Source organism: Paenibacillus sp. FSL R7-0179 (assembly GCF_038002265.1).
GTDB lineage: Bacteria > Bacillota > Bacilli > Paenibacillales > Paenibacillaceae > Paenibacillus_AQ.
Map to the genome: position 1 here is coordinate 3,418,986 of NZ_JBBOCC010000002.1, position 21,197 is coordinate 3,440,182.

27 protein-coding genes and 1 tRNA gene are annotated in these 21,197 nt (G+C 51.5%); 6 read left to right on the forward strand and 22 right to left on the reverse strand.

From position 1 onward, the window contains the following. Positions 1–38 precede the first annotated feature (38 nt). From MKX63_RS31280 to MKX63_RS31330, 11 genes are all read right to left on the reverse strand, one after another. Complete coding sequence (locus tag MKX63_RS31280) at positions 39–1,736, reverse strand: YifB family Mg chelatase-like AAA ATPase (protein WP_341022715.1); 1,698 nt, start codon at positions 1,734–1,736, stop codon at positions 39–41. A 208-nt stretch (positions 1,737–1,944) separates the two neighbouring features. After that, positions 1,945–2,454, reverse strand: a complete 510-nt coding sequence (locus MKX63_RS31285) for a phosphoesterase (RefSeq protein ID WP_341022717.1) — start codon at positions 2,452–2,454, stop codon at positions 1,945–1,947. Positions 2,455–2,488: 34 nt separating this feature from the next. Beyond that, positions 2,489–2,770, reverse strand: coding sequence for a hypothetical protein (locus MKX63_RS31290; RefSeq protein WP_341022720.1), 282 nt, complete (start codon positions 2,768–2,770; stop codon positions 2,489–2,491). Positions 2,771–3,037: 267 nt separating this feature from the next. Further along, positions 3,038–3,424 (reverse strand): YraN family protein, encoded by a 387-nt coding sequence (locus tag MKX63_RS31295; RefSeq protein WP_341022721.1) that lies wholly within the window; start codon positions 3,422–3,424, stop codon positions 3,038–3,040. Further along, positions 3,421–3,723 carry an EscU/YscU/HrcU family type III secretion system export apparatus switch protein gene (locus MKX63_RS31300; RefSeq protein WP_036692460.1) on the reverse strand — a complete coding sequence of 101 codons (303 nt, stop codon included), beginning with the start codon at positions 3,721–3,723 and terminating at the stop codon, positions 3,421–3,423. The genes MKX63_RS31295 and MKX63_RS31300 overlap by 4 nt, the downstream gene beginning before the upstream one ends. After that, positions 3,720–5,822, reverse strand: coding sequence for a hypothetical protein (locus tag MKX63_RS31305; protein WP_341022724.1), 2,103 nt, complete (start codon positions 5,820–5,822; stop codon positions 3,720–3,722). The genes MKX63_RS31300 and MKX63_RS31305 overlap by 4 nt, the downstream gene beginning before the upstream one ends. 98 nt (positions 5,823–5,920) lie before the next feature. Then, positions 5,921–6,553 carry a ribonuclease HII gene (locus MKX63_RS31310; RefSeq protein ID WP_341022727.1) on the reverse strand — a complete coding sequence of 211 codons (633 nt, stop codon included), beginning with the start codon at positions 6,551–6,553 and terminating at the stop codon, positions 5,921–5,923. Between the two features lie 488 nt (positions 6,554–7,041). Then, a complete protein-coding gene (gene ylqF / locus MKX63_RS31315) occupies positions 7,042–7,905 on the reverse strand; it encodes a ribosome biogenesis GTPase YlqF (protein ID WP_341022728.1) in 864 nt (287 codons plus the stop codon). Between the two features lie 41 nt (positions 7,906–7,946). Beyond that, positions 7,947–8,567, reverse strand: coding sequence for a signal peptidase I (gene lepB, locus MKX63_RS31320; RefSeq protein ID WP_341022729.1), 621 nt, complete (start codon positions 8,565–8,567; stop codon positions 7,947–7,949). A 203-nt stretch (positions 8,568–8,770) separates the two neighbouring features. Further along, positions 8,771–9,115, reverse strand: a complete 345-nt coding sequence (rplS, locus tag MKX63_RS31325; protein ID WP_036701215.1) for a 50S ribosomal protein L19 — start codon at positions 9,113–9,115, stop codon at positions 8,771–8,773. 154 nt (positions 9,116–9,269) lie between these two features. Next, positions 9,270–9,563 carry a hypothetical protein gene (locus tag MKX63_RS31330; RefSeq protein ID WP_341022732.1) on the reverse strand — a complete coding sequence of 98 codons (294 nt, stop codon included), beginning with the start codon at positions 9,561–9,563 and terminating at the stop codon, positions 9,270–9,272. 280 nt (positions 9,564–9,843) lie between these two features. Here MKX63_RS31330 and MKX63_RS31335 point away from each other — a divergent pair, with 280 nt between their 5' ends. Continuing rightward, positions 9,844–10,791 carry a hypothetical protein gene (locus tag MKX63_RS31335; protein WP_341022733.1) on the forward strand — a complete coding sequence of 316 codons (948 nt, stop codon included), beginning with the start codon at positions 9,844–9,846 and terminating at the stop codon, positions 10,789–10,791. A gap of 74 nt (positions 10,792–10,865) precedes the next feature. Here MKX63_RS31335 and MKX63_RS31340 read toward each other — a convergent pair whose 3' ends face one another. Next, complete coding sequence (locus MKX63_RS31340; RefSeq protein WP_036701211.1) at positions 10,866–11,123, reverse strand: hypothetical protein; 258 nt, start codon at positions 11,121–11,123, stop codon at positions 10,866–10,868. A 228-nt stretch (positions 11,124–11,351) separates the two neighbouring features. Here MKX63_RS31340 and MKX63_RS31345 point away from each other — a divergent pair, with 228 nt between their 5' ends. Then, positions 11,352–11,546: a hypothetical protein gene (locus tag MKX63_RS31345; RefSeq protein ID WP_341022734.1), complete on the forward strand. Its 195-nt coding sequence runs from the start codon at positions 11,352–11,354 to the stop codon at positions 11,544–11,546. Positions 11,547–11,894: 348 nt separating this feature from the next. Beyond that, positions 11,895–11,978, forward strand: coding sequence for a putative holin-like toxin (locus MKX63_RS32625; RefSeq protein WP_445323571.1), 84 nt, complete (start codon positions 11,895–11,897; stop codon positions 11,976–11,978). A gap of 290 nt (positions 11,979–12,268) precedes the next feature. Here MKX63_RS32625 and MKX63_RS31350 read toward each other — a convergent pair. From MKX63_RS31350 to MKX63_RS31395, 10 genes are all read right to left on the reverse strand, one after another. Next, positions 12,269–12,342, reverse strand: a tRNA-Pro gene (locus tag MKX63_RS31350). Positions 12,343–12,884: 542 nt separating this feature from the next. Next, the gene (locus MKX63_RS31355) at positions 12,885–13,013 is read right to left on the reverse strand and encodes a hypothetical protein (RefSeq protein ID WP_341022736.1); all 129 of its coding nucleotides are present in this window, start codon (positions 13,011–13,013) and stop codon (positions 12,885–12,887) included. A gap of 252 nt (positions 13,014–13,265) precedes the next feature. Then, a complete protein-coding gene (gene trmD, locus MKX63_RS31360; protein WP_341023378.1) occupies positions 13,266–14,054 on the reverse strand; it encodes a tRNA (guanosine(37)-N1)-methyltransferase TrmD in 789 nt (262 codons plus the stop codon). Then, positions 14,054–14,578, reverse strand: coding sequence for a ribosome maturation factor RimM (gene rimM, locus MKX63_RS31365; protein ID WP_341022738.1), 525 nt, complete (start codon positions 14,576–14,578; stop codon positions 14,054–14,056). The genes trmD and rimM overlap by 1 nt, the downstream gene beginning before the upstream one ends. 102 nt (positions 14,579–14,680) lie before the next feature. Continuing rightward, entirely contained in the window at positions 14,681–14,911 is a 231-nt protein-coding gene (locus MKX63_RS31370) for a KH domain-containing protein (protein ID WP_020432321.1), read from the reverse strand. Between the two features lie 22 nt (positions 14,912–14,933). Then, on the reverse strand, positions 14,934–15,206 hold the full coding sequence (gene rpsP, locus MKX63_RS31375) for a 30S ribosomal protein S16 (protein WP_036701203.1): 273 nt from the start codon (positions 15,204–15,206) through the stop codon (positions 14,934–14,936). A 45-nt stretch (positions 15,207–15,251) separates the two neighbouring features. Next, entirely contained in the window at positions 15,252–16,643 is a 1,392-nt protein-coding gene (gene ffh, locus MKX63_RS31380) for a signal recognition particle protein (protein WP_340753146.1), read from the reverse strand. A gap of 21 nt (positions 16,644–16,664) precedes the next feature. Further along, on the reverse strand, positions 16,665–17,021 hold the full coding sequence (gene ylxM / locus MKX63_RS31385) for a YlxM family DNA-binding protein (protein WP_341022739.1): 357 nt from the start codon (positions 17,019–17,021) through the stop codon (positions 16,665–16,667). 171 nt (positions 17,022–17,192) lie between these two features. Beyond that, positions 17,193–17,840: a PAQR family membrane homeostasis protein TrhA gene (gene trhA, locus MKX63_RS31390; RefSeq protein ID WP_341022740.1), complete on the reverse strand. Its 648-nt coding sequence runs from the start codon at positions 17,838–17,840 to the stop codon at positions 17,193–17,195. A gap of 150 nt (positions 17,841–17,990) precedes the next feature. Then, positions 17,991–19,508, reverse strand: a complete 1,518-nt coding sequence (locus tag MKX63_RS31395) for a carboxypeptidase M32 (RefSeq protein ID WP_341022742.1) — start codon at positions 19,506–19,508, stop codon at positions 17,991–17,993. 232 nt (positions 19,509–19,740) lie between these two features. On the opposite strand from MKX63_RS31395, the gene MKX63_RS31400 reads away from it, so the two are divergent. The 3 genes from MKX63_RS31400 (at position 19,741) to MKX63_RS31410 (ending at position 21,193) form a co-directional block, all read left to right on the forward strand. Continuing rightward, positions 19,741–20,304 carry a beta-class carbonic anhydrase gene (locus tag MKX63_RS31400; protein WP_036701195.1) on the forward strand — a complete coding sequence of 188 codons (564 nt, stop codon included), beginning with the start codon at positions 19,741–19,743 and terminating at the stop codon, positions 20,302–20,304. Positions 20,305–20,468: 164 nt separating this feature from the next. After that, a complete protein-coding gene (locus tag MKX63_RS31405; protein WP_445323549.1) occupies positions 20,469–20,906 on the forward strand; it encodes a hypothetical protein in 438 nt (145 codons plus the stop codon). Then, positions 20,906–21,193 (forward strand): YxcD family protein, encoded by a 288-nt coding sequence (locus MKX63_RS31410; protein ID WP_036701193.1) that lies wholly within the window; start codon positions 20,906–20,908, stop codon positions 21,191–21,193. Before MKX63_RS31405 ends, MKX63_RS31410 begins: the two co-directional genes overlap by 1 nt. Positions 21,194–21,197 lie beyond the last annotated feature (4 nt).

The following is a 21,197-nucleotide window of genomic DNA, read 5'->3' on the forward strand; positions in this document are numbered from 1 at the left end:
CCCCCTGTCCGGCGGCCCCGGACGGGGGTTTTGGCGTGTCAGGCTTCCTCCTCCACCATGACCTGCCTGTCCAGATTGCGGTACTGGACCGCTTCGGCCAGATGGGCAGCGCCAATCTCCTCCGTTCCTTCCAGATCGGCAATCGTGCGGGCCAGCTTAATAATCCGGTCATGCGCCCGCATACTGAGCCCAAGACTCTCCAGGATACTGCTGAGCAGCAGCTCCTCTTCCGGCCGCAGCGCAGCATAACGGCGAAGCGCCGCCCCGGATAGCTCACTGTTCCAGGAAATAGGCAGTGCGCTATACCGCTCCTCCTGAATCGCCTGAGCCCGCAGAACCTCAGAACGCATCTGTGCCGTCGTGACCGGAGGTATATTCCTGTCTCCTTCCCTTGGGCGCGGCACATCGACCTGCATATCCATCCGGTCCAGCAGCGGGCCCGAGATTTTGCCCCGGTACTGGGCGATTTTGGCCGGACTGCAGCTGCACCGCTGCTCTGCACTGCCACTGCCGAGAAATCCGCACATGCACGGATTCATGGAGCAGGCAAGCAGGAACTGGGCAGGGAAGGTGAAGGATGCCCGTGCCCGGCTGATGGTGACAATCCCGTCCTCCAGCGGCTGGCGGAGCACTTCAAGCACGGTCCGGGAGAACTCGGGCAGCTCGTCCAGGAAGAGAATGCCGCGGTGTGCAAGGCTAACTTCCCCAGGCTTCGGAATTCCGCCCCCGCCGATCAATCCGGCCGCCGAGATCGTATGATGCGGGGAACGAAACGGGCGCTCGCGCAGCAAGCCGCCTCCGCCGTCCCTAAGCTTCCCGGCAGCACTGAATATCTTCATCACCTCAAGTGATTCTTGATCACTAAGCTCGGGAAGAATTCCGGGTAACCGCTTAATCAGCATGCTCTTCCCGGTGCCTGGAGGGCCAATCAGAATAATATTGTGCATCCCCGCAGCCGCAATCGTAAGCGCCCGCTTCACATGATTTTGCCCGATAACATCGCTGTAATCTTCGTTGAAGAACTGCTTCCCTCCAAGCGGGGAGGGAATATTCTGCACTGGCTCAGTATCATATCTCAAATGCTCCAGGGACAACGCCAGAACAGGCGGACGCTTCCTGGAGGACGCTTCAGTACTCACAGATACAGATACCGGAAACGGCAAATCAGCCTGCGGCAAGGGCAAGTCTGATCCGGCTGCTTCAGACCATTCAACCGGAGTCGGCGGAGGAAGCTGCCCCGGCTGAGGCAGCTCCCGCAAATGTCCGGCAGTGTATACCTTCATTCCCGCGATTAACGCAGCTTCAGCCGCATTGCCGGGCGGCACCAGAACAGCATGAATTCCGGCCTGCCGCGCAGCCTGGGCCATGGATAATACCCCATTTACCGGCCGCAGACTTCCGTCGAGCGCAAGCTCACCAATCAGCAGCATCTGCCCGGCTTCCGGCATGACAAGTTGGCCGCTTGTCGTCAGTATCCCGAGGGCAATCGCCAGATCAAACGCAGAGCCCTCCTTGCGCAGATCGGCCGGGGCCAGATTAATCGTCACCCGCTGCTGGGGATAGCTGTACCCGCAATTTTTAACGGCGGCCCGTACCCGTTCTACCGCTTCCCTGACTGCCGAATCTGGCAGACCGATAATATGGGTCTGCGGCAAGCCGTTAGCCAGATCCACCTCCACTCCAATCATTACACCTTCAATGCCATACAGGCATGCGCTATGCATTTTTCCATACACAAATAAGCACCTCTTCTCCAGAAATACACCCGCAGCGGGTGTTCATTTCCAGGAAAAAAGGTGCTTCCTCTTTTTCCGTAAGCTCAATTACACTCAGTATACCCACAACCCTACACAACATGCAAGGTTATTGCGCATAAAATGCTGCACAAAATTCAGAATTCAATCATCTTGCATAATCATGCAACCATGACCAAAGAATCATTTTTTAGCCTTCTTCACTGGCTACCACTGAATCCCTGATCTGTTCAAAGGACAACGGAGTGTAATTCCAATGCTCCACACAAATATTAAAATGATGATTGCCTTCATATTTCTGTCCATGAATATGTCCGTGCACATTCACGTAAGGCATATGCTTGTTCATATACATTGGCTCATGCGAGAGCAGAAAAAACTCCTTGTATATCAGCGGATACTCACTGACCTCATCAAACCCGGCTTCCAGCCACCAGCCCCGTCCGCGTCCACGGTCATGATTGCCAAGTATCAGAATTTTGTACCCGTTCAGGGCAGCCACAATGCTCAAGGTATCCTCTTGATTCCTGAAGGAAAAGTCTCCAAGATGAAAAACCGTATCCTCCTTGCCTACCACAGCATTCCAGTTCGCAATCATCACCTTGTCCATCTCTTCCGCACTGCTAAAAGGCCGCGATTCAAAATCAATGATCAGCTTGTGGCCAAAATGATGATCTGAGGTGAAAAATACTTTGGACAAGACCGTTCCCCGCTTTCGCTAAGTGCTTTATTCCTTAATCATTCCACTTCCGCTTGGCTCCTCGCCGGTTCACATCCATTTGTATTAATTCCGCCACCGGCGGCGCTTCCTCATGCTCGATCAGCCATTTGCGCATTTCCTTAATGGCCTCCACTTGTCCGTTGCCCTTGTCGCGCCAGGTCAACAGCTCGATCACATTGATGACCAGTGACAAGAGACTGCTGTTGCTGTCTTGGGTTTTCTCAGCACGCATCTTGTGGAATAACGCTTCATTCTCCCAGTCAATCAATATCTCTTCCGCTATTGCAGGCCGCATAACGGTAAATGTCTTATTACAATTACTGCAGCATACAACGGATAAGGGCTCTGCGCCAAGTTCCGCTACTATATTATGCTCACAATTTTGGCAAGTAAAGCTTACTTGTATATTCATTGGTTGATTCCTCATTCCGGCAGCCCTCCTCATGGTGGCATTAAAAGTTACACTAATGTTTACCCACTTCTTTTGAGAAATGACCCATGAAGTCCGGCATCTGTCAAGGATAATTGTTAATTTTTACCCGATTCTTGCAATCAGAGACAGCTAAAAGGCTTCCCGGAGATGCCGCAGAGAGGCGATGCTTAAATCCGGCTGAAGCTGTACAGTAATCACATCGAATGCAATTGCAGCCGGCTGGAGTCCCTGCATGTGCAGGTAGACCCGGGCCGTCTCTCTCACCTGACGGATTTTGCGCGCATCGACCGACTCCTCCGCCGTGCCCTGAAGGGCTGATCCGCTCCGGCTGCGCACCTCAATGAAGACCAGCGTGCCGTCATATTCCGCGATAATATCCAGCTCTCCGCTGCGGCAGCGCCAGTTAGAATCCCGGATGAGGTAGCCCCGCGAAGTCAGATACATTCGGGCCGCCTGCTCGGCAGCAGCGCCTTTCTCCTGGCGGGTGTAAATTCTGCCGTCCCCGTTAAGGCTCACTTCTGTCTCCGTTCCCCGGCAGTCCGGTCACTCTGGTATACATAGCTGAGAATCTCAGCCACCAGTTGGTAGAGCTGAGGCGGAATCTGCTGGTCGAGATCGAGCTTCGACAGCACCTCTACCAGCGCAGCATCCTCCTGGACCGCTACTCCGTTTTCCTTTGCCTTTTGCAGGATGATGTCCGCAACCGAGCCTTGCCCCTTAGCAACAACCACCGGCGCTTCGCTCTGGCCCGGAATATATTTGAGCGCCACTGCCTTCTTGAGATTCTGAGGAACCTTCTGTTCAGACTCACTCATATGCGGTAATCTACTCCTTTGTACTCCTGCGGAGCATAATCGGACGGCTTCACCGCAGCAGCGGCCACGCTCCGCTCCGGCAATGCCTCCGTGCGCAGGCTGGACAGCTGATAGCCTATCCCTTCGACCGCCGCCTTCATCTCTTCGCGGCGGCCCTCCAGCAGCTCCAGTACCCAAGGTTCATCGTTATGCAGCTTCAGGCTGACGATGCGGTCCACCACCTGCACATCGATCATCGTCTGGCCGAGCTGCTTCATGTCCAGATCGAACCACAAGCGGCAATTCGCCGCGTCGAGCTCTCCTTTGCTGCCGCGCCGCGACTGGATCTGGACGGAGGCCGTCTCCCGGCCATCCGGTCCGTGCAGCGGCAGGAACATCGTCACCTGCGCGAACGGCGCGGTGCGGTCTGTATTCAGCAGCAGCTGCTGGCCCGTCAGCTGCTGCACCAGCTGGCCCGCGGCTTCCTTGACCGCGGGCGGGGCCTCGCTGCTGCCCAGTACCTGCAGCAGCACGCCCTTGAGCGTACCGGCGGCATCTTCCGCGCCGCCGGACGCTGCCTGCGCAGCGGCGGTATGCGCCCCGCCGCTGCGCAGGAGCTGCTGCTCGTGCTCCGCACCGAGCAGCTTCAAGATCCGCCCCACCCAGGGGTCAATCCCCTGGGTGGCGGCGGATTCCCCCTGCGGCTGCGCCGCCGCAGGGGCTGCACTGCCGCCCGCCGCGCCGGAGGCGGGCGGCGCTTCGGCGAGCTGCGGCAGAGCGCCGCGCAGCTCGGAGAGCACGCCCTGCAGCTTCGCGAGCAGGGCAGGCCCCGCAGCGCTCTGCGCCTGCGCGGCAACGCCCGCGCCCTCACGCACTCCAGCTGCGTTCCCCGCACCTTCGCCACGCGCTCCTGCTACATTCCCCGCACCTTCGCGCGCTCCAACAACAGCTCCCGCTCCTTCACCACGCGCTCCTGCTACATTTCCCGCGCCTTCACGCGCTCCAGCCACGCTTCCCGCTCCTTCACCACGCGCTCCTGCTACATTCCCCGCACCTTCACGCGCTCCAGCCGCAGCTCCCGCTCCTTCACCACGCGCTCCTGCTACATTCGCCGCACCTTCGCGCGCTCCAGCCACAGTCCCCGCACCTTCGCCACGCGTTCCTGCTTCATTCCCCGCTCCTTCACCACGCGCTCCTGCTACATTCCCCGCTCCTTCACCACGCGCTCCTGCTACATTCCCCGTGCCTTCGCCACGTATTCCAGCCACGCTCCCTGCACCTTCACGCGCACCCGCAGCATTCCCGCTTCCTGCCGGTTCTGCGTCTCGCGCTGGCACTAATACAGCTTGTCCATTTGCACCCAATGCCTGAGAGATGCCAGCATTACCAGTCTGTCCCGCCTGAGCATTCGCCCCGGCAGTCCCTCCATTGCCAGCCAGCCCGGCATTTGCTCCGCCTGTCAGCAGCCCTGCCATAAGTCTGCTATTCCCCGCAGCTTGACCTGATCCGTCGCCGTCCACACCTTGCTGCAGCCAGACGTTCACCGCAGTCTCCAGCTTTGCCAGCAAATCATGCAGCTTCGGCCCGAATACAGCCTGCTGCAGCCCCTTCACCGTCTCCGCCGTTACAGGCAAGCCGCGCTTCACTGAGATTACAGCCGCTTCCAGCCATTCTGAGGCAGGGACACCGGGAGGTTTGGCATTCATTACAGCATCCAGCTTCGCCGCAGTCTCCTTAGTGAAGGCGAGTCCTCCGGCTTGCATCGCTTGAACAATCTCCCGTCCCGCCTTGGAATTGGCAAGTCCAAGTGACTCCAGCGCCTCGCCCATACTCTGCGGTGAGACCATAGCCGCTTCCCCCAGAGAGACCGGCTTAAGCACCGGCAAGCCGCCTTCTCCTGGTGCCCCCACCTGCAGGTTAAGCGTCTGACCGGCTGCCAGCGGTGTTTCCAGTTCAGCCCGTACCGGCGTCCCCTGAATCTGCACCACCGCTTCTTTTCCGGAATCGGATACGCTTAGCACAACGCCGCGAACAACCTGACCTTCCTTAAGCTCTACAGATTTGGCCTCTCCCGCCTTGCTGTCGCCAAGCAAACCGCGAACCAGTGACCCGATGTTCATGTTGTCCGCCTCCCTTCTTTTTATTTATATCGGTATTTCACCTACAATTGTGATTATCCAGATTACACGCCAATTGGAAACTGCTATGCCATCCTTTTTTAGAATAAAGACAGCTGTTCCTGCTCCGCCAGAATATTGCCGATAAAACTGCGCCGGTGCATCGGGGTTACACCAAGTAGCTTGATCTGCTCACGATGCAGCTTGGTAGCATATCCTTTATGTACTTTGATCCCGTAATCCGGGTATAATTCCTCCCACAAGCCCTCACAAAGCCGGTCACGGGTCACCTTGGCTACAATGGAGGCGGCAGCAATCGACTGGCTGTTGGCATCACCTTTGATGATGGCGCGCTGCGGCAAGGGCAGGTCCACCTTTTCCGCATCAATCAGCATATAGTCCGGCTGCTGGCTTAATCCTTCAACCGCCAGGCGCATCGCCAAACGCGAAGCCTGTTTAATATTAATTTCATCGATTATAGCCGCCTCTACATGCCCTAAGCTTACTGCCAGCGCCTGCTCCATAATGGTCTCATACAGAGCCTCACGCTTTTTGGCCGTCAGCTTTTTAGAATCATCCACACCCTCAATAATCAGTCCCATTGGCAAAATTACAGCTGCAGCCACTACATCTCCGAACAAACAGCCACGGCCTACTTCATCCACACCCGCGATGTGACGGAAGGATTGTCCCCAGCCTTCTTTTTCATACCCAAGCATATCTGTCTCACTCATCGTCTCTCCACCTGCCCACTAAAAATAAAATAAGCTACATCTATGATCTTCTTACGAATATATGACATAATGCGAATTCTAAAAAAGCTTCAAACTCGCACTTACTTCCATCCATTCCCAGTCTCCGATTCTTAAAATTCTGCACTAAAGACAACAATCCCTTCATTAATACTGCGAAAATTCAAAAAAGTTGTATGAAAAACAGCATTTCTACTCCCCCAAGCCGCCAAAACGAGGGCATTCCTGCATTTCATACAACACTTCTGGTACTCCGTTCAATATCAATAGAGAAGAGTTGTAATTCTTACAAGATTACTTCGCGCACCCTCTCATCCCCCCATTCTCAGCAACTTTCACAATATCTGTTTGCTCCTTCTCACACCACCCAGCACTAACGCCTTCTAGATCTATCTTCCTCAACCCTCTACACGCAAAAAAAGAACCACCCCACATTCACGGATGGCTCTTCCATTCCATACTACAGTCTACTATTCAGGTGTCTCCAGTGTAAAGCGTCCAAGCTTTCCGGCACGAAGCTCATGCAGCAGCGCGCGTGAAGCCTTCTCCAGGTCTACACGGCCGCCGCTCATCAGACAACCGCGCTTACGTCCGACCGCTTCCATAACGGCCACAATTTCGTCCGGGTTCTCTAAGTCCTCCGGCAGCTTACTGATATCAAAGCGCTCCTGGAACCGGCTTCCGTAATCCTTCACCAAATATTTCACCGCATAATAAGCGATATCCTCGATATTCAGGATTTCTTCCTTAATGGCCCCGGTTACTGCCAGCTTATAGCCTACCGTCTGGTCCTCGAACTTCGGCCAGAGAATCCCCGGTGTATCCAATAGCTCCAGACTGCCGCCGGTCTTTATCCACTGCTGGCCCTTGGTAACCCCCGGACGGTCACCGGTAATCGCAATACTTTTTCCAGCCATCCGGTTAATGAGAGTCGATTTGCCTACGTTGGGAATGCCCACAATCAGTGCCCGCATCGCACGCGGATTCATGCCCTTGGCAATTTGCCGGTCGATCTTGTCCTTCAGCAGCAGCTTCACCTGCTCCGGAATCTCTTTAATCCCAGTGCCAGTAGAAGCATCTACCGGATAGGCAACATGCCCCTGCTCCTTGAAATAAGCCAGCCACTTGCGCGTAACTTCCGGATCGGCCAGATCTGCTTTATTTAGAATAATCAGTCTTGGCTTGTCCCGCAAAATATCGTCAATCATCGGATTGCGGCTCGAAATCGGCAGACGGGAATCAAGCAGTTCTATCGCAACATCAATCAGCTTCAGCTTATCCTCGATTTGCCGTCTAGCCCTCGTCATATGACCAGGAAACCATTGAATGGCCAATGCCGTCACCTCCTTTGACTTCTGTCAGCTTCATAAATGAATTAATGATTTATTAATGAGATATTCTTCACCGGCCAGAAAATAAGGTCTGCACGGCCGACAATATCCCCCAGCGGCACATAACCGATCATCCGGCTGTCCGTACTGTCAGAGCGGTTATCCCCCATTACGAATACATGGCCTTCCGGCACCTTATTGTCCGTAAACTGCTCATTCGGGAAGTTCTTATCGTTGTACAAAATGTTGTTATTATGCGCATCATCAATCGCGCCCTGGATATACGTTTCGTTCACAGGCTCTCCGTTCACTGTAACGACATCCCCTTCAACCGTGACTGTATCGCCCGCCACACCAATGACACGCTTAATGAAATCCCGGCCCTCTGAGGGCACATGGAACACAATGACTTCCCCGCGCTCCGGCTTGCGGATATCGTAGAGAATTTCGTTAACAATCACTCGTTCGCCGGTATGGAAGTTAGGCTTCATGGAAGGGCCGTCTACGATAAACGGTTTGAACAAAAGCCAGCGTATTAGAATAACCAGAACCAATGCAATCGCTATCGCTTTAATCCATTCCAGGACTTCATTCTTTGGCTTCCGGGGGCTCTGGCCGTTAGAATCAATCACTTCGCCTTGCCCTTGCTGCAAATCCTGCTGCATAGTTCACCGTCCTCTCCAATAATTGTTATCTCCACTATACAATACAAAAAAGCTCCTGCCAAAAACTCCCCCGCGATTACTCCTTCAGGAGGCCTTTTCGGAGAAGCTGTTCCTAAGGCACATATGTCTGAAAACCCGATTCTTTAATTACAAGAAATAAACGAAAGGGGCTTGAATTCAAGCCCCTTTCCTTTGTCACTATTCTAGCGACGAATTTCTTTAATTCTTGCAGCTTTACCGCGCAGGTCACGAAGATAGTACAGCTTCGCACGACGAACTTTACCGCGGCGAGCCACTTCGATTTTCTCGAGTTTAGGGGAGTTGACTGGGAATGTTCTTTCCACACCAACACCATAAGAGATTTTACGAACCGTAAAAGTCTCACCGATACCGCCGCCGCGACGTTTGATTACAACGCCTTCGAACAACTGGATACGCTCACGAGTTCCTTCGATAACTTTTACATGCACCTTCAAAGTGTCACCCGGGCGAAAACTCGGGATATCTTTACGAAGTTGCTCTTGTGTAATTGCTTGTAGGATATTCATTAAGGACTTCCTCCTTCCGTACAGGTGTTCTTGCCTCTTCCGGAGAGCCATTGCTCTCCCTCATTATCCGCAGAGGACCACCGTATTCCACACAACAGAAGTAATTTTATCACAAACAAAAGGCGTCTGCAATAGTTATTTTTAGTTTATAGAATTAAAGCGGCAGCATATCCCGTTTCTTCGCCTTCACCTTACAATCCTTGCAGAGTCCGACCACACTTCCGTCATCCTGGGCATAAAAGATCAGCTTGCCGTTCTTCTTCTTGCAGGAGGAGCACTGCTGATCCGCAGCATTCTGCTTGGCCTTACGGTGCCCTTCCATAGAAATTACGTTACTCGCCTTCCCCTGCTTCGGCGCTTCAGACTGTTCTTGGCTCATCCGGCTGCGGTACACGGTATAGACAACTGCGCCCACCAACACAACGATCAGGAATGCTGCATACTGCATTTGGCTCATCCGCCCCTCTGACTTATTCAGTCAAAATAGTAAACAGACCGTCTCCCGGGTCTGCTTCCGTACCGGCCCTCCAGCTGTCACATTTCATTCTTCCGGTCCTTCATCTAACGCAAGTGTACCATAATGCAGGATTGAAATGTAGCCGAACGCTTACTGGACTATAGTCTAGTAGAACAACCCGCCGCCAGGCTGTTATCCAGTGTTTTCCCATAATATATAATATTGAGTATACATAAGCAAATAATCATGCCTTTAGGAGGGCCTATATAAAATGAAGAAACATCACAGTACAGCAATTATTGCAGCCATGGCCGTATTTTCTATTGCACTTACCGGCTGCCGGGAGCTTCCCGGCAAGGAAGCGGCGGATAATCAATTGGAGCAGACGATCTCCGGCAGCTTCACACAAGAGGCAGCCGAAGCCGTGAAGCAGAGTCTCAGCGATGCCAGTGCTGCTGTAGGTGACGCGACCCAGAACATAACAGGCATGATTGAAGATCAAATGAACACTAGCGGAATTAGCCGGGAATTCTCCACCTCCCTGCCTATTGCTTCGGCTTCCGTGCTTAAGCTGGACAATGCAGTGGGTGAAGTGGAAGTAGTGCCAGCTTCAGGTGATGAGATAACTGTCCAGGCCACCGTCATCGTGCATGAGCAGACAGGCCACAAGCTGGTATCCGGCGTGCTGGATCATACGGAAGTTTCTATCGAACACAAAGGAGACGCCCTAATCGTCTCTGCTCATGGTGAAGGCAATGCGAAGAAGGACCTCTGGGAATGGGCGCAGCATGAGTACGGTGATTCCAACTTCAGCATTAATTATGTAATCGGGATTCCAGAGACCGTTGACCGGTTTGAGATTGATAATAATGTAGGCACTGTTCAGCTCCGCGGGCTAGAGGGGACTTTTGAGATTAACAGCAATGTGGGCAGCATCATCCTGCAAGACACCGTGTTCACAGGCAAGTCCAGTGTAGAGTCAAATACGGGAAGTATTGAGCTTGGAGTATCCAGCATGACAAAGGGCAGCAGCCTCAAGGCTAAGAGCGATATCGGAAGAATCTCCGCCGATCTGTCAGCATCAACCGCATGTACGGTCAAAGCCCGCAGCGAACTCGGCCATATCTCCGGCACCGACAACGGTACATCAAAGGATTATAACGGCGGCGGTCCGCTGGTATCGTTAACCACGCAGATCGGAGCCATATCCGTTAACTAAATCAACCTGTCATTACGCCAAAAGTGGGCCTTCCTGACTTCCAGGAGCCCACTTTTGTCTTGTTCAGCCTATCGTCAGATTAGTGCAATTGCCAAAAGCGTGAACAGGCTCAAGGTAAGGATCTGACTGCCGTAGCCATAGTAGCCGCCATAGTAGTTTCCCGCACCGCCCGGGTAAAAGGCCGAGGTTTGCATTCTGCCATTGCCCTTTGTTTTAAGATACACATTGTTCCGGTCCACATCCACAATAATTCCTTCATGGCGTTTGCCGTCAGAAGTCATAATACGTACACGCTTATCTTTGCAATGGAGACAATTATAATAAGCTTCCATCTGCTGTTTCCTCCTTAATCGTGGTTCTGTATCTTATGAGGGGAGGGATAAGCCGGTAACGGCTATCGTCACGCAGCAGCTGTCTATAAGTAAAATAGCTGTGAAATGAAGAACTTGTGAACATTGTGTATCAATTTTGTGGAAAAAGGGGTAATATTAAAGTAACAAAAACAATTAACCGCTTACGGTTGTGAACAATCTTCTACAATCCATAAGGAGGCAGGAATCATGAGTACAGCAGGCAGACGTTTTATTAATGAAGGAGTACTGCGGATCGCCTGGTTTATCATCTTCGCTTCGCTCACCTACACGGTGCGCAATTATACTTGGGCCATTGTATTGCTTATGGTTGTTGCCTTGTATTCACTGGTCACGGGAGTCATCATGCTTACCCGCCGGGATGGAGACAGGGGCAGGTATTAACTTAACCGCACCTGGGTCTTATCCTCAAAATAAAAACACTTCCTACAGAGCGTAACACGCTGACGGAAGTGTTTTTTATGTAAGTTATTTGTAACGTCTCATCAATACTAATAGTGTTTGTTTGTGTTGTAATGTTAATTGGACGGCTCAACTCTTTTTGTCGCTAAAAACACATCTGAAAACTTGTCTTGTGGTATACGTCTGTTCATACCTTTTTTGACTTTAAAACAACGCAAAAAAGAGTGGAAATATCTGCCACTCATCTAAAAAATATGATATAATCACAGAAGCAATAGAATAGGCTTATAGAGGCGTGTCGGCTACCTCTCTAGAAGGGAGGGATGCCTTGTGGAAGTTAAAGACACTTTAACGCTAATGATCTCATTTGCGACTCTGGTTGTTCTAATACATTCATTCCATAAACGCAAATAGACCGCGCCCCGGTTAGGAATCGGTCTATTTGTATCCGTCATTCCACTAAAGCTGACCGCCCTTAAAAGCGGCTCTATTGCGCAGGGGAGTCGTGTTGACCGCACGGCTCTTTTTGTTGACTATAGTATATCACGTTTTGTTTTACTTTGTAATACAAGTATTACACCTTTGTATTACAGTTTGTATTATAATTCGAGACTACTAGCATCCTCTTCTGCGTCAAACAAAATTTTAACAACAAAATAAAGCTTCCTTTAAAAAGTGGCTATAACCTTGATACATTAGTATAATCGGAGTAACAGGATTTGAACCTGCGACCTCACCCACCCCAAGGGTGCGCGCTACCAGGCTGCGCTATACCCCGACATTTCAAACAGAATCCAATACAATACAGCGGCCTTACGTTTACCGCGTACCTATGATTAAGATACGTTCACCCGATGTAAAATATGCCAGTAAGCGGTTACTTGCTGCTTATACTATAAATATACCCTACTCACGCAGCCGTTTCAAATAGAGTTCAGTATTTTTATAGAGTTCAATATTTTTTCGGATGTTATTAAAATTTAATGGATTTTCCGTAAAGGCTGTGCTATACTCTTGGCACAAGGAAAGGAGGTGCGTTCACATCAAGCATGACATGCTGAACGTATCCCTTACCCGGACCAACGGCTGAATGTTGTAGCCTTGGTGGCGCGGGATACGGATCAAAGTTACAAACTAGCGCCTCGGGTAGAGAGACCGTCTTCGGACGGTCTTTTTTTATGTGGTATCATCTTAAAAATAACCGCTTGAGCCATCAGGATCTTACGTCCTTCTGCTCAAGCGGTTATTGGTGTAATCTGCTGTATTACTGAGGCTATGGAACCTGATACCAGGGTCTAATTCATTCCTTGCATATCTTAGTTATGATTTACGATTCTTATAGAAATCGATAATATCACTCACTGTGCGGAGCGGCTCCGCCTCTTTGTTGTGGACTGTGTCCACGGCTGGCTTGAATGGTTCATGCGTATTCGTAGTCACTTCAGTCATTCCTTTCGATAGTTAAGCTAGCTGTGTCTTAAGCTGCATCTACTCTTGCGGCGCCTCTTATTATTACCCTTGCACACGGGTACCGACACACCCCTGCTTCTATTTTCAAAATAAAAATCTACTCTTCCTGCCTACCTGTCACCTCCATGAAACATGTCTTACAATCCCCAGCACACAGCAAAAAACGCCTCCCTAACGTAATATACGTTAAAAAGACGCCAGCTATGACTCTATTCAGGCCCAAATTTACAATTAATTATTTTTGAGGCTTGCCTGCTCCTGCAGCCGCTTCAGCGTCTGCTTGTCCTTCACCGTCAGCTCAGCCGTCTCCAGCAGATCCGGTCTGCGTTCAAGGGTACGCTGAAGCGCCTGCTCTCGCCGCCACACCTCGATATTGGCATGATGCCCGCTGAGCAGCATGTCCGGCACCTTCCAGCCCCGGAACTCTGCCGGGCGGGTATAATGCGGGTACTCCAGCAGCCCGGTGCTGAAGGAGTCGGAGATGGCAGAGGTCTCGTTCCCCAGGGCCCCCGGCTGCAGCCGCACGATCGAATCTATTACGGTCATAGCAGGCAACTCACCGCCGGTCAGCACATAGTCGCCAATTGACAGCTCGTCCGTCACCAGATGCTCACGGATTCGCTCGTCATAGCCCTCATAATGACCGCAGATGAAGATCAGGTGCTGTTCCTGTGCCAGCTCTTCGGCGATCTGCTGGTTATAGGTCCGGCCCTGAGGGCACATCAGAATAATACGCGGCTTCACTGCCTCTGTATCCCCGCTCTCACCTTGCTCCCCTCCGGCGGTACTCTGAGCCAGCACATGCTCCACCGCTGCGAAGATAGGGTCAGGTTTCAATACCATCCCTCCCCCTCCGCCGTAAGGCGTATCATCCACGCTGTTATGCTTGTTGCCCGAGAAGTCGCGGAAGTTCACAGTGTTCAGTGAAGCAATGCCTTTCTCACGGGCCTTACCGAGAATGCTGGTGCCGAAGACGCCTTCACACATATCCGGGAACAGCGTCAGCACGTCGATGCGGATCATGGGAGCAGCCCTTCCATAAGGTGCACAGTAATTTTTTTGGCTGCAATATTGACGTCCAGCACTACATCGTTAATAACCGGAATCAGAATATCCTGGCCCTTCTTCGGCTTCACTACCCAGACATCGTTGGCCCCGGGCTGCAGAATCTCTGTAATCGTTCCCAGCGGCTGGCTGGCATCTTCATCTGTGTAGACTTCACAGCCTACGATCTGGTGGAAGTAATATTCGTTCTCCGGCAGCTCAACCAGATTATCACTAGGTACCTTAAGCATACTGCCTTTATACTTCTCAATCTCATTAATGTTCGTATACCCCTTAAGCCTCGCGATATACATCCCTTTATGCTCTCTCGCCGCTTCGATCGTAACCTCGAATTTCGGGCTTCCGTCTGCGGGAATCAGCAGCAGCTTGTTGCCGGGAGCAAACCGAACCTCCGGAAAATCGGTATGCGACAGGATTTTGATCTCCCCGCGGATGCCGTGCGTATTCACCAGTCTGCCTACGGTTAACTCTTCTGTCATATGTTCATCTCCTTCACTTTAATTATTCAGCTTATAAATTCTTATATTTTCAACAAAAAGGAGCCGGGATATACTATCCCTAGCCCCTCCTTGTGCGCATCCTTAAGATAAAATATCCACGGTAACGCGTTTATCACTTTTGACTGCTGCAGATGTGACTACGGTACGAAGCGCTTTGGCGATCCGTCCCTGCTTGCCGATGACCTTGCCGACATCATCAGGATGCACGGATAACTCATAGACTATCAAGTGATCCTTCTCCACGGTCCGTACGGCCACATCCTCCGGATGATCCACTAAAGCCTTAGCAATAACACCAACTAATTCTTCCATAGAGGACCCTCGCAATCAGTCATTATTTCTGAAGCTTTGACTCATGGAACTTCTTCATCACGCCAGCTTTGGAAAGCAGGTTGCGGACGGTATCAGATGCTTGTGCACCTGTCTGAAGCCATTTAAGAGCCTTCTCTTCATCAATCTTAACGACTGCCGGTACTTCGATCGGATTATAATAACCGATTTCCTCGATAAAACGGCCGTCACGAGGAGACCGGGAATCGGAAACCACTACACGGTAGAAAGGCGCTTTATGTGCTCCCATTCTTTTCAAACGAATACGTACTGCCACGAAATTCACCTCCTTAAAAGAATATCGAAATATAGGGAAAGAAGATCAACGGAACGGGAACTTCATGCCGCCTTTGCCGGCAAGGCCCTTGAGCTGCTTCATGGCGTTCTTCTTACCGCCCTTGCCGCCTCCGCCGCCCATCATGCCGGAGAACTGCTTCATCATCTTGCGCATTTCATCGAATTGCTTGATGAGCCGGTTCACTTCAGCGACGTTGGTACCGCTGCCTGCTGCAATACGCTTGCGGCGGTTATGGTTGATAATCTCAGGCTGGGCTTTCTCGGCCTTGGTCATGGAATGAACAATGGCTTCAACGCGGCCCATCTGCTTATCGTCCACCTTCAGGTCCTTCATGCCCTTGGCCTTGTTCATGCCAGGCAGCATATCAAGAATCTGATCGATCGGGCCAAGCTTCTTCACCTGATCCATCTGCTCCAGGAAATCATCGAACGTGAACTCTGCATTACGCATCTTACGTTCCATTTCCTTGGCCTTCTCGGTATCGATGTTGGCCTGAGCCTTCTCAATCAGCGACAGCATGTCGCCCATGCCGAGAATCCGCGAAGCCATCCGCTCCGGATGGAACGGCTCCAGCGCATCGATCTTCTCGCCCAGAGCGGCGAATTTGATCGGACAGCCGGTGACCGCCTTGACGGATAACGCAGCACCACCACGGGTGTCGCCGTCAAGCTTCGTAAGCACTACGCCGGTAAGCTCCAGCTGCTTGTTGAAGCTGTCCGCCACATTCACAGCATCCTGACCGGTCATAGCATCGACTACCAGAAGCACTTCATCCGGAGTTACAACGTTATGAATCTGCTTCAGCTCTTCCATCAGCTCTTCATCAATATGCAGGCGGCCTGCCGTATCGATCAGGACATAATCCAGGTTATTATCCTTCGCATGCTGAACACCTTGTCTGGCAATCTCTACCGGACTGGTCTGATCACCCAGCGAGAAGACAGGAACCTTAATCTGTTCTCCGAGCACCTGCAGCTGCTTAATCGCAGCCGGACGGTAGATATCGGCAGCTACGAGCAGCGGGCGGTGATTGCCCTTCTGCAGCAGCTTCGCCAGCTTACCGGAAGTGGTCGTCTTCCCTGCGCCCTGCAGACCCGTCATCATAATGACTGTCGGCGGCTTGTTCGACTTAGCCAGCTTCGCCTGGCTTCCACCCATCAGCTCGGTCAGTTCCTTGTTAACAATATCGATGATGACCATGCCTGGCGTGAAGCTGTCCATCACTTCCGTGCCAACAGACTTCTCTTTCACCTTGGACACGAAGTCCTTGACGACCTTGAAGTTAACATCGGCTTCCAGAAGGGCCAGCCGCACTTCACGCATCGCTTCGTTTACGTCATCTTCGGATACTTTCCCTTTGCCGCGCAGTTTGCTGAACACATTCTGCAATCTTCCGGTTAATCCTTCAAATGCCATAGGCGGCTCGCTCCCTTCTTCCTACTCTAACTTCTGCAGCCGGTCCATGAGTTCCATGAACTGCTGTTTATATTGCTCAGGCAGCATTGCCGTATCCTGCAGTCTGCGCATTTCTTCTAAGTATTTGTTACGGTCTTCATGCTTGGACAGGAGTCCAAGCTTCTCTTCATAATTCTCAAGCACTTGCTCCGCCCGCTTGATATGCTCATACACAGCCTGGCGGCTAATTTCAAATTCCGCTGCGATCTCCCCCAGGGAGAAATCATCATGGAAATAATATTTGAGAAACGTCTGTTGCTTGTCAGTAAGCAGCCGTTCATAGAAAGCGAATAACAGGTTGATCCGGTTGGTTTTCTCGAGCCTATTCTCCTGACTCATTAAGGGCACTCCCTTCGTCAAGGAAAAACACTTTACAGCTTCACAACGTCCCTTATGATACCGAAAACAAAGAAAGATGTCAAGTCTTTTTACTTGTCATCTTTCACTTTGTCTAAAACCGGCATTCCTGCGCTGAAATCCGGCGCCATTCCTGCCTCATATATTCCGCTTTTAATGAATAGGGAGAATATATAACAATACAACGAAGAAGTGCAGGACGGTTCCGGCAAGCACGAATAAATGCCAGATCGCATGATGATACGGGAAGCCCCGCCATACATAAAAGACGGTGCCGAGCGTGTACATCAGCCCCCCTGCTACCAGCAGTGTCATCCCGCCGCTGGCAACAGCCTGGGACAGAGGGCTCCAGGCGATTACGATCATCCAGCCCATCGCAATATAGAAGATGGTGGACATGAACAGGAATTTTTTGACGAAAAAGGCCTTGAAGAAAACACCGAATACCGCCACGCCCCAAGCGATACCAAATAAAGTCCAGCCCAGCGGTCCGCGGATCGCCACCAGCATAAACGGGGTATACGTTCCGGCAATGAATAAATAAATTGAGGAATGGTCAAGAAATTCAAAGAAATCCTTCGCTTTCCCCTCCCTGAGACTATGCACCATCGTTGAATTAAAATACAGCAGCAGCATAGTAGCGCCATAAATGGAGAAACTGACTACATGCCAGGCTGTGCCATTCTGAGCAGCATATACGACCAGCAGCACCAATGCAGCAATGCTTAAGACAGCGCCGATCCCGTGAGTAACCGCATTAGCAACTTCTTCCTTGCGGCTGTAAGTGTGAGTATTAGCCATACCACGATTCCTTCCGTTTGCGGTTTCCTTCTATTATAGCCGTTTCTCCGAAGTCCTTCCAGCTTACGGATGCCGCAGGGCAGGCTGCTGCTGTATCATTCAACCGCCTAGAAGCCATCATTTGCTGATGCAGCAAGGCTTATTCAATTCTTATAGCTTGTAAAGCTCGGTATACTTCGCTTCCAGATAATCTGCCAAATAATCGGGATTCAGCGGTTCGCCTGTGACTTGCTCGATAATCTGCGAAGGGGTCAGGCTCTGGCCGTAGCGGTATACCTTGCCCGTCAGCCATTCCTTGATCGGCAGCAGGTTACCGGCGGCAATCAGCTCCTCGAACTCCGGCAGCTCCTTACGCAGGGTGTTCAGCATCTGGGCCGCATACATGTTACCCAGGGAATAGGAAGCAAAATAGCCGAAATCTCCACCGGACCAATGCACGTCCTGCAGCACACCAAGCGCATCCGTAGGCGGTGTAATCCCTAAGTATTCCTGATACTTCGCGTTCCAGGTCTTAGGCAGGTCCTTAACTTCAAGGCCTTCATTGAAAATCAGCTTCTCAATCTCATAGCGCACAATAATATGCAGGTTATACGTCAGTTCATCAGCTTCGATCCGAATGAAGGAGTTGCCTACACTGTTGATCGCCCGGTAAAAGTCTTCCATCTCCACGTCCGCAAGCTGCTCCGGGAAATGCTGCTGCAGATCGCCATAGTAACGCTGCCAGAAAGCCCGGCTGCGGCCGATCATATTCTCCCACAGCCTGGACTGGGATTCATGAATTCCCATGGAAGCACCCTGTGCCAGCGGTGTACCAATCAGCTCTTCTCCGAAATTCTGCTCGTACAGGGCATGTCCGCCCTCATGCAGCGAGCTGAAGATGGAGCTGGTCACATTGTCGAGCAGATAGTTCGTTGTGATGCGTACATCGCCTGGATTCAGGCCTGTTGCGAACGGATGCACACTCTCATCCAGACGTCCTGCCTCAAAATCATAGCCCATCTGCTCTAGTAAGAAGAGGCCGAATTTCTCCTGCTGCTCCTTAGGGAAGATCTGGCTCAGGAATTCCGTGTCAGGCTTGTGCGGCGAGGCATTGATCGCTTCGGCCAGCGGAACAAGGCGGCTGCGCAGACGGGTGAAGATGGCATCCACCTTCTCAACCGTCAAATCCGGCTCGTACATATCCAGTAGTGTGTCATAACGCGAGCCTTGCACACCCCAATAATCAATGAACTCTTGTTTGAAAGCCACAATCTTGCTTAGATAAGGCTCGAAGGAGGCGAAATCATTATCATCCTTAGCCTCTTCCCAGACGGTCTGCGCATGGGCGGTGAGCACCGAATATTCCTCGAAGGTCTTGGACGGAATGCTCTTACTGCGCTGGTACTCCTTGCGGGTATCCTTCACAATCTTATTCTGATTGCTATCCAGTTGCTCCGCTACTTCGGGGCGGCTGAGATACTCTGTGAACGCCCTGATCTCTTCCGATACCTGGAGTTTGAACGCCTCTGCACTCAGCATACCAAGCGTGGCGGAACGGATCTCTACGCCTTTGCGGGGCGCACCTGTACGCAGATCCCAGCCCAGAAGTCCAATTGCTTCATAATAGCCTTTGATTTTAGATAATAACTCGCTGAATTTATCCCATTGTTCCCGGACCTGCTGTTCCATGTCTGAGCACCTGCCTTGTCATTTTTTTCTACTCCTCTTGATGATACTTTTTATAATCGCTATAATCAAATTCGGGCGATATCTCTTCAAATTTGAATTAGTTAACGGCTCACAGGCGCGGAGACAGGCTCCGCTTAGATTTTGCAAAATTTGATTACAGGAAGCCCTTTATGTTCACGGCTAGACGCAGTACAATGGATTACAGTTTAATCAATTAAGGAGGCGCATGCTCATGAGTCAGATTACAGACATTATGGAGTTCAACAAGCATTTTGTAGAGGAAAAGGCATACGAGAGCTATCTGACCAGCCGCTTCCCGGATAAAAAAATGCTGATCATCACCTGCATGGACACACGGCTTGTTGAGCTTCTGCCCAAGGCCATGAATTTCAAGAACGGTGATGTCAAAATCATCAAGAACGCCGGAGCCGTCATCTCCCAGCCGTTCGGCAGTGTCATGCGCAGCGTCATGGTTGCGCTATACGAGCTGGATGCAGACGAAGTCATCGTCGTCGGGCATTATGAATGCGGCATGGCTTCCCTGAACGCGGACAAGATGATTAACTCCATCAAGGAGCGCGGCGTCTCCGATGAAGTGCTCAGCACGCTGGAGAATTCGGGAATTAAGCTGACGAAATGGCTGCGCGGGTTTGACAATGTCGAGGAGGGGGTAATTCAGACTGTGGAGCTGATTAAGCGCCATCCCTTACTCCCCCCAAACGTACCTATTCACGGCATGATCATCGATCCGGCTACCGGAGCGCTTGAGCTTGTCTCGGACGGATACGCGGACTAAGGCAACTCTCTGATACTGCTGTTTGCGCGGGTCCCGGACCCGCGCTTTTTTTGTGTAAATTCTTATTTATTAAAATTTGAAACCTCAGCCTCCGCTCTGCGTATTACCGGGCAACAGCCGGGTAAACTGGGTGTTACCAAACTTCTAGGAGGTTCTTGTACTCAATGAAACCAATGAAACGTGTAATGATGATCGTTATGGCCTTCACGCTGTTCTTCGCTGTCACTGTTCCTGACTTCGCAGATGCCCGCCGCGGCGGCGGGGGCTTCAAATCAGGAAGCCGGGGATTCACGACGACCCCGAAGAAATCAACAACAAATAATGTGAAACAAAGCGATAGCACTAAAGGCAGTACCACAGGCACTGCAGCGAACGCGAACCGTGGCTTCTTCAGCGGCGGCAGCCTGATGAAAGGCCTGATGATCGGCGGAATCGCCGGCTTCCTCTTCGGCGGAATGTTCGCCGGCATGGGCGCTTTTGGAAATATCATCGGATTCCTGATTAACATGCTGGCCATCTACTTCGTAATTACGCTGATTATGTCCTTCTTCAAGCGCAGACAGGAGCGGCGCCGGCTGGAAGAAAGAGACGGACGCTACTAATGGGTGTTACTGTTCTCAGCATGGACGAGATTATCAATGCGATCTGCCTGCATATGGCGGAACGTAAGGCTGTACGGGTAGAGGAAGTCCAGGTGGAACTGAGCTGGGATGAGGACACCGGCTACACCGCAGAGGTCTGGATACAGGGAAGAAGCCAGTACCTGGTGGAGTCCAACATGATTGAGTCTATTCTTCGCTACGTACACAGCGAATACGGCATCCGTGCCTACCGTGAAGATGTACGGCTGGAGCTGGACGAAGAGATTACAGCGGTTGTGAACACGTAAGTGT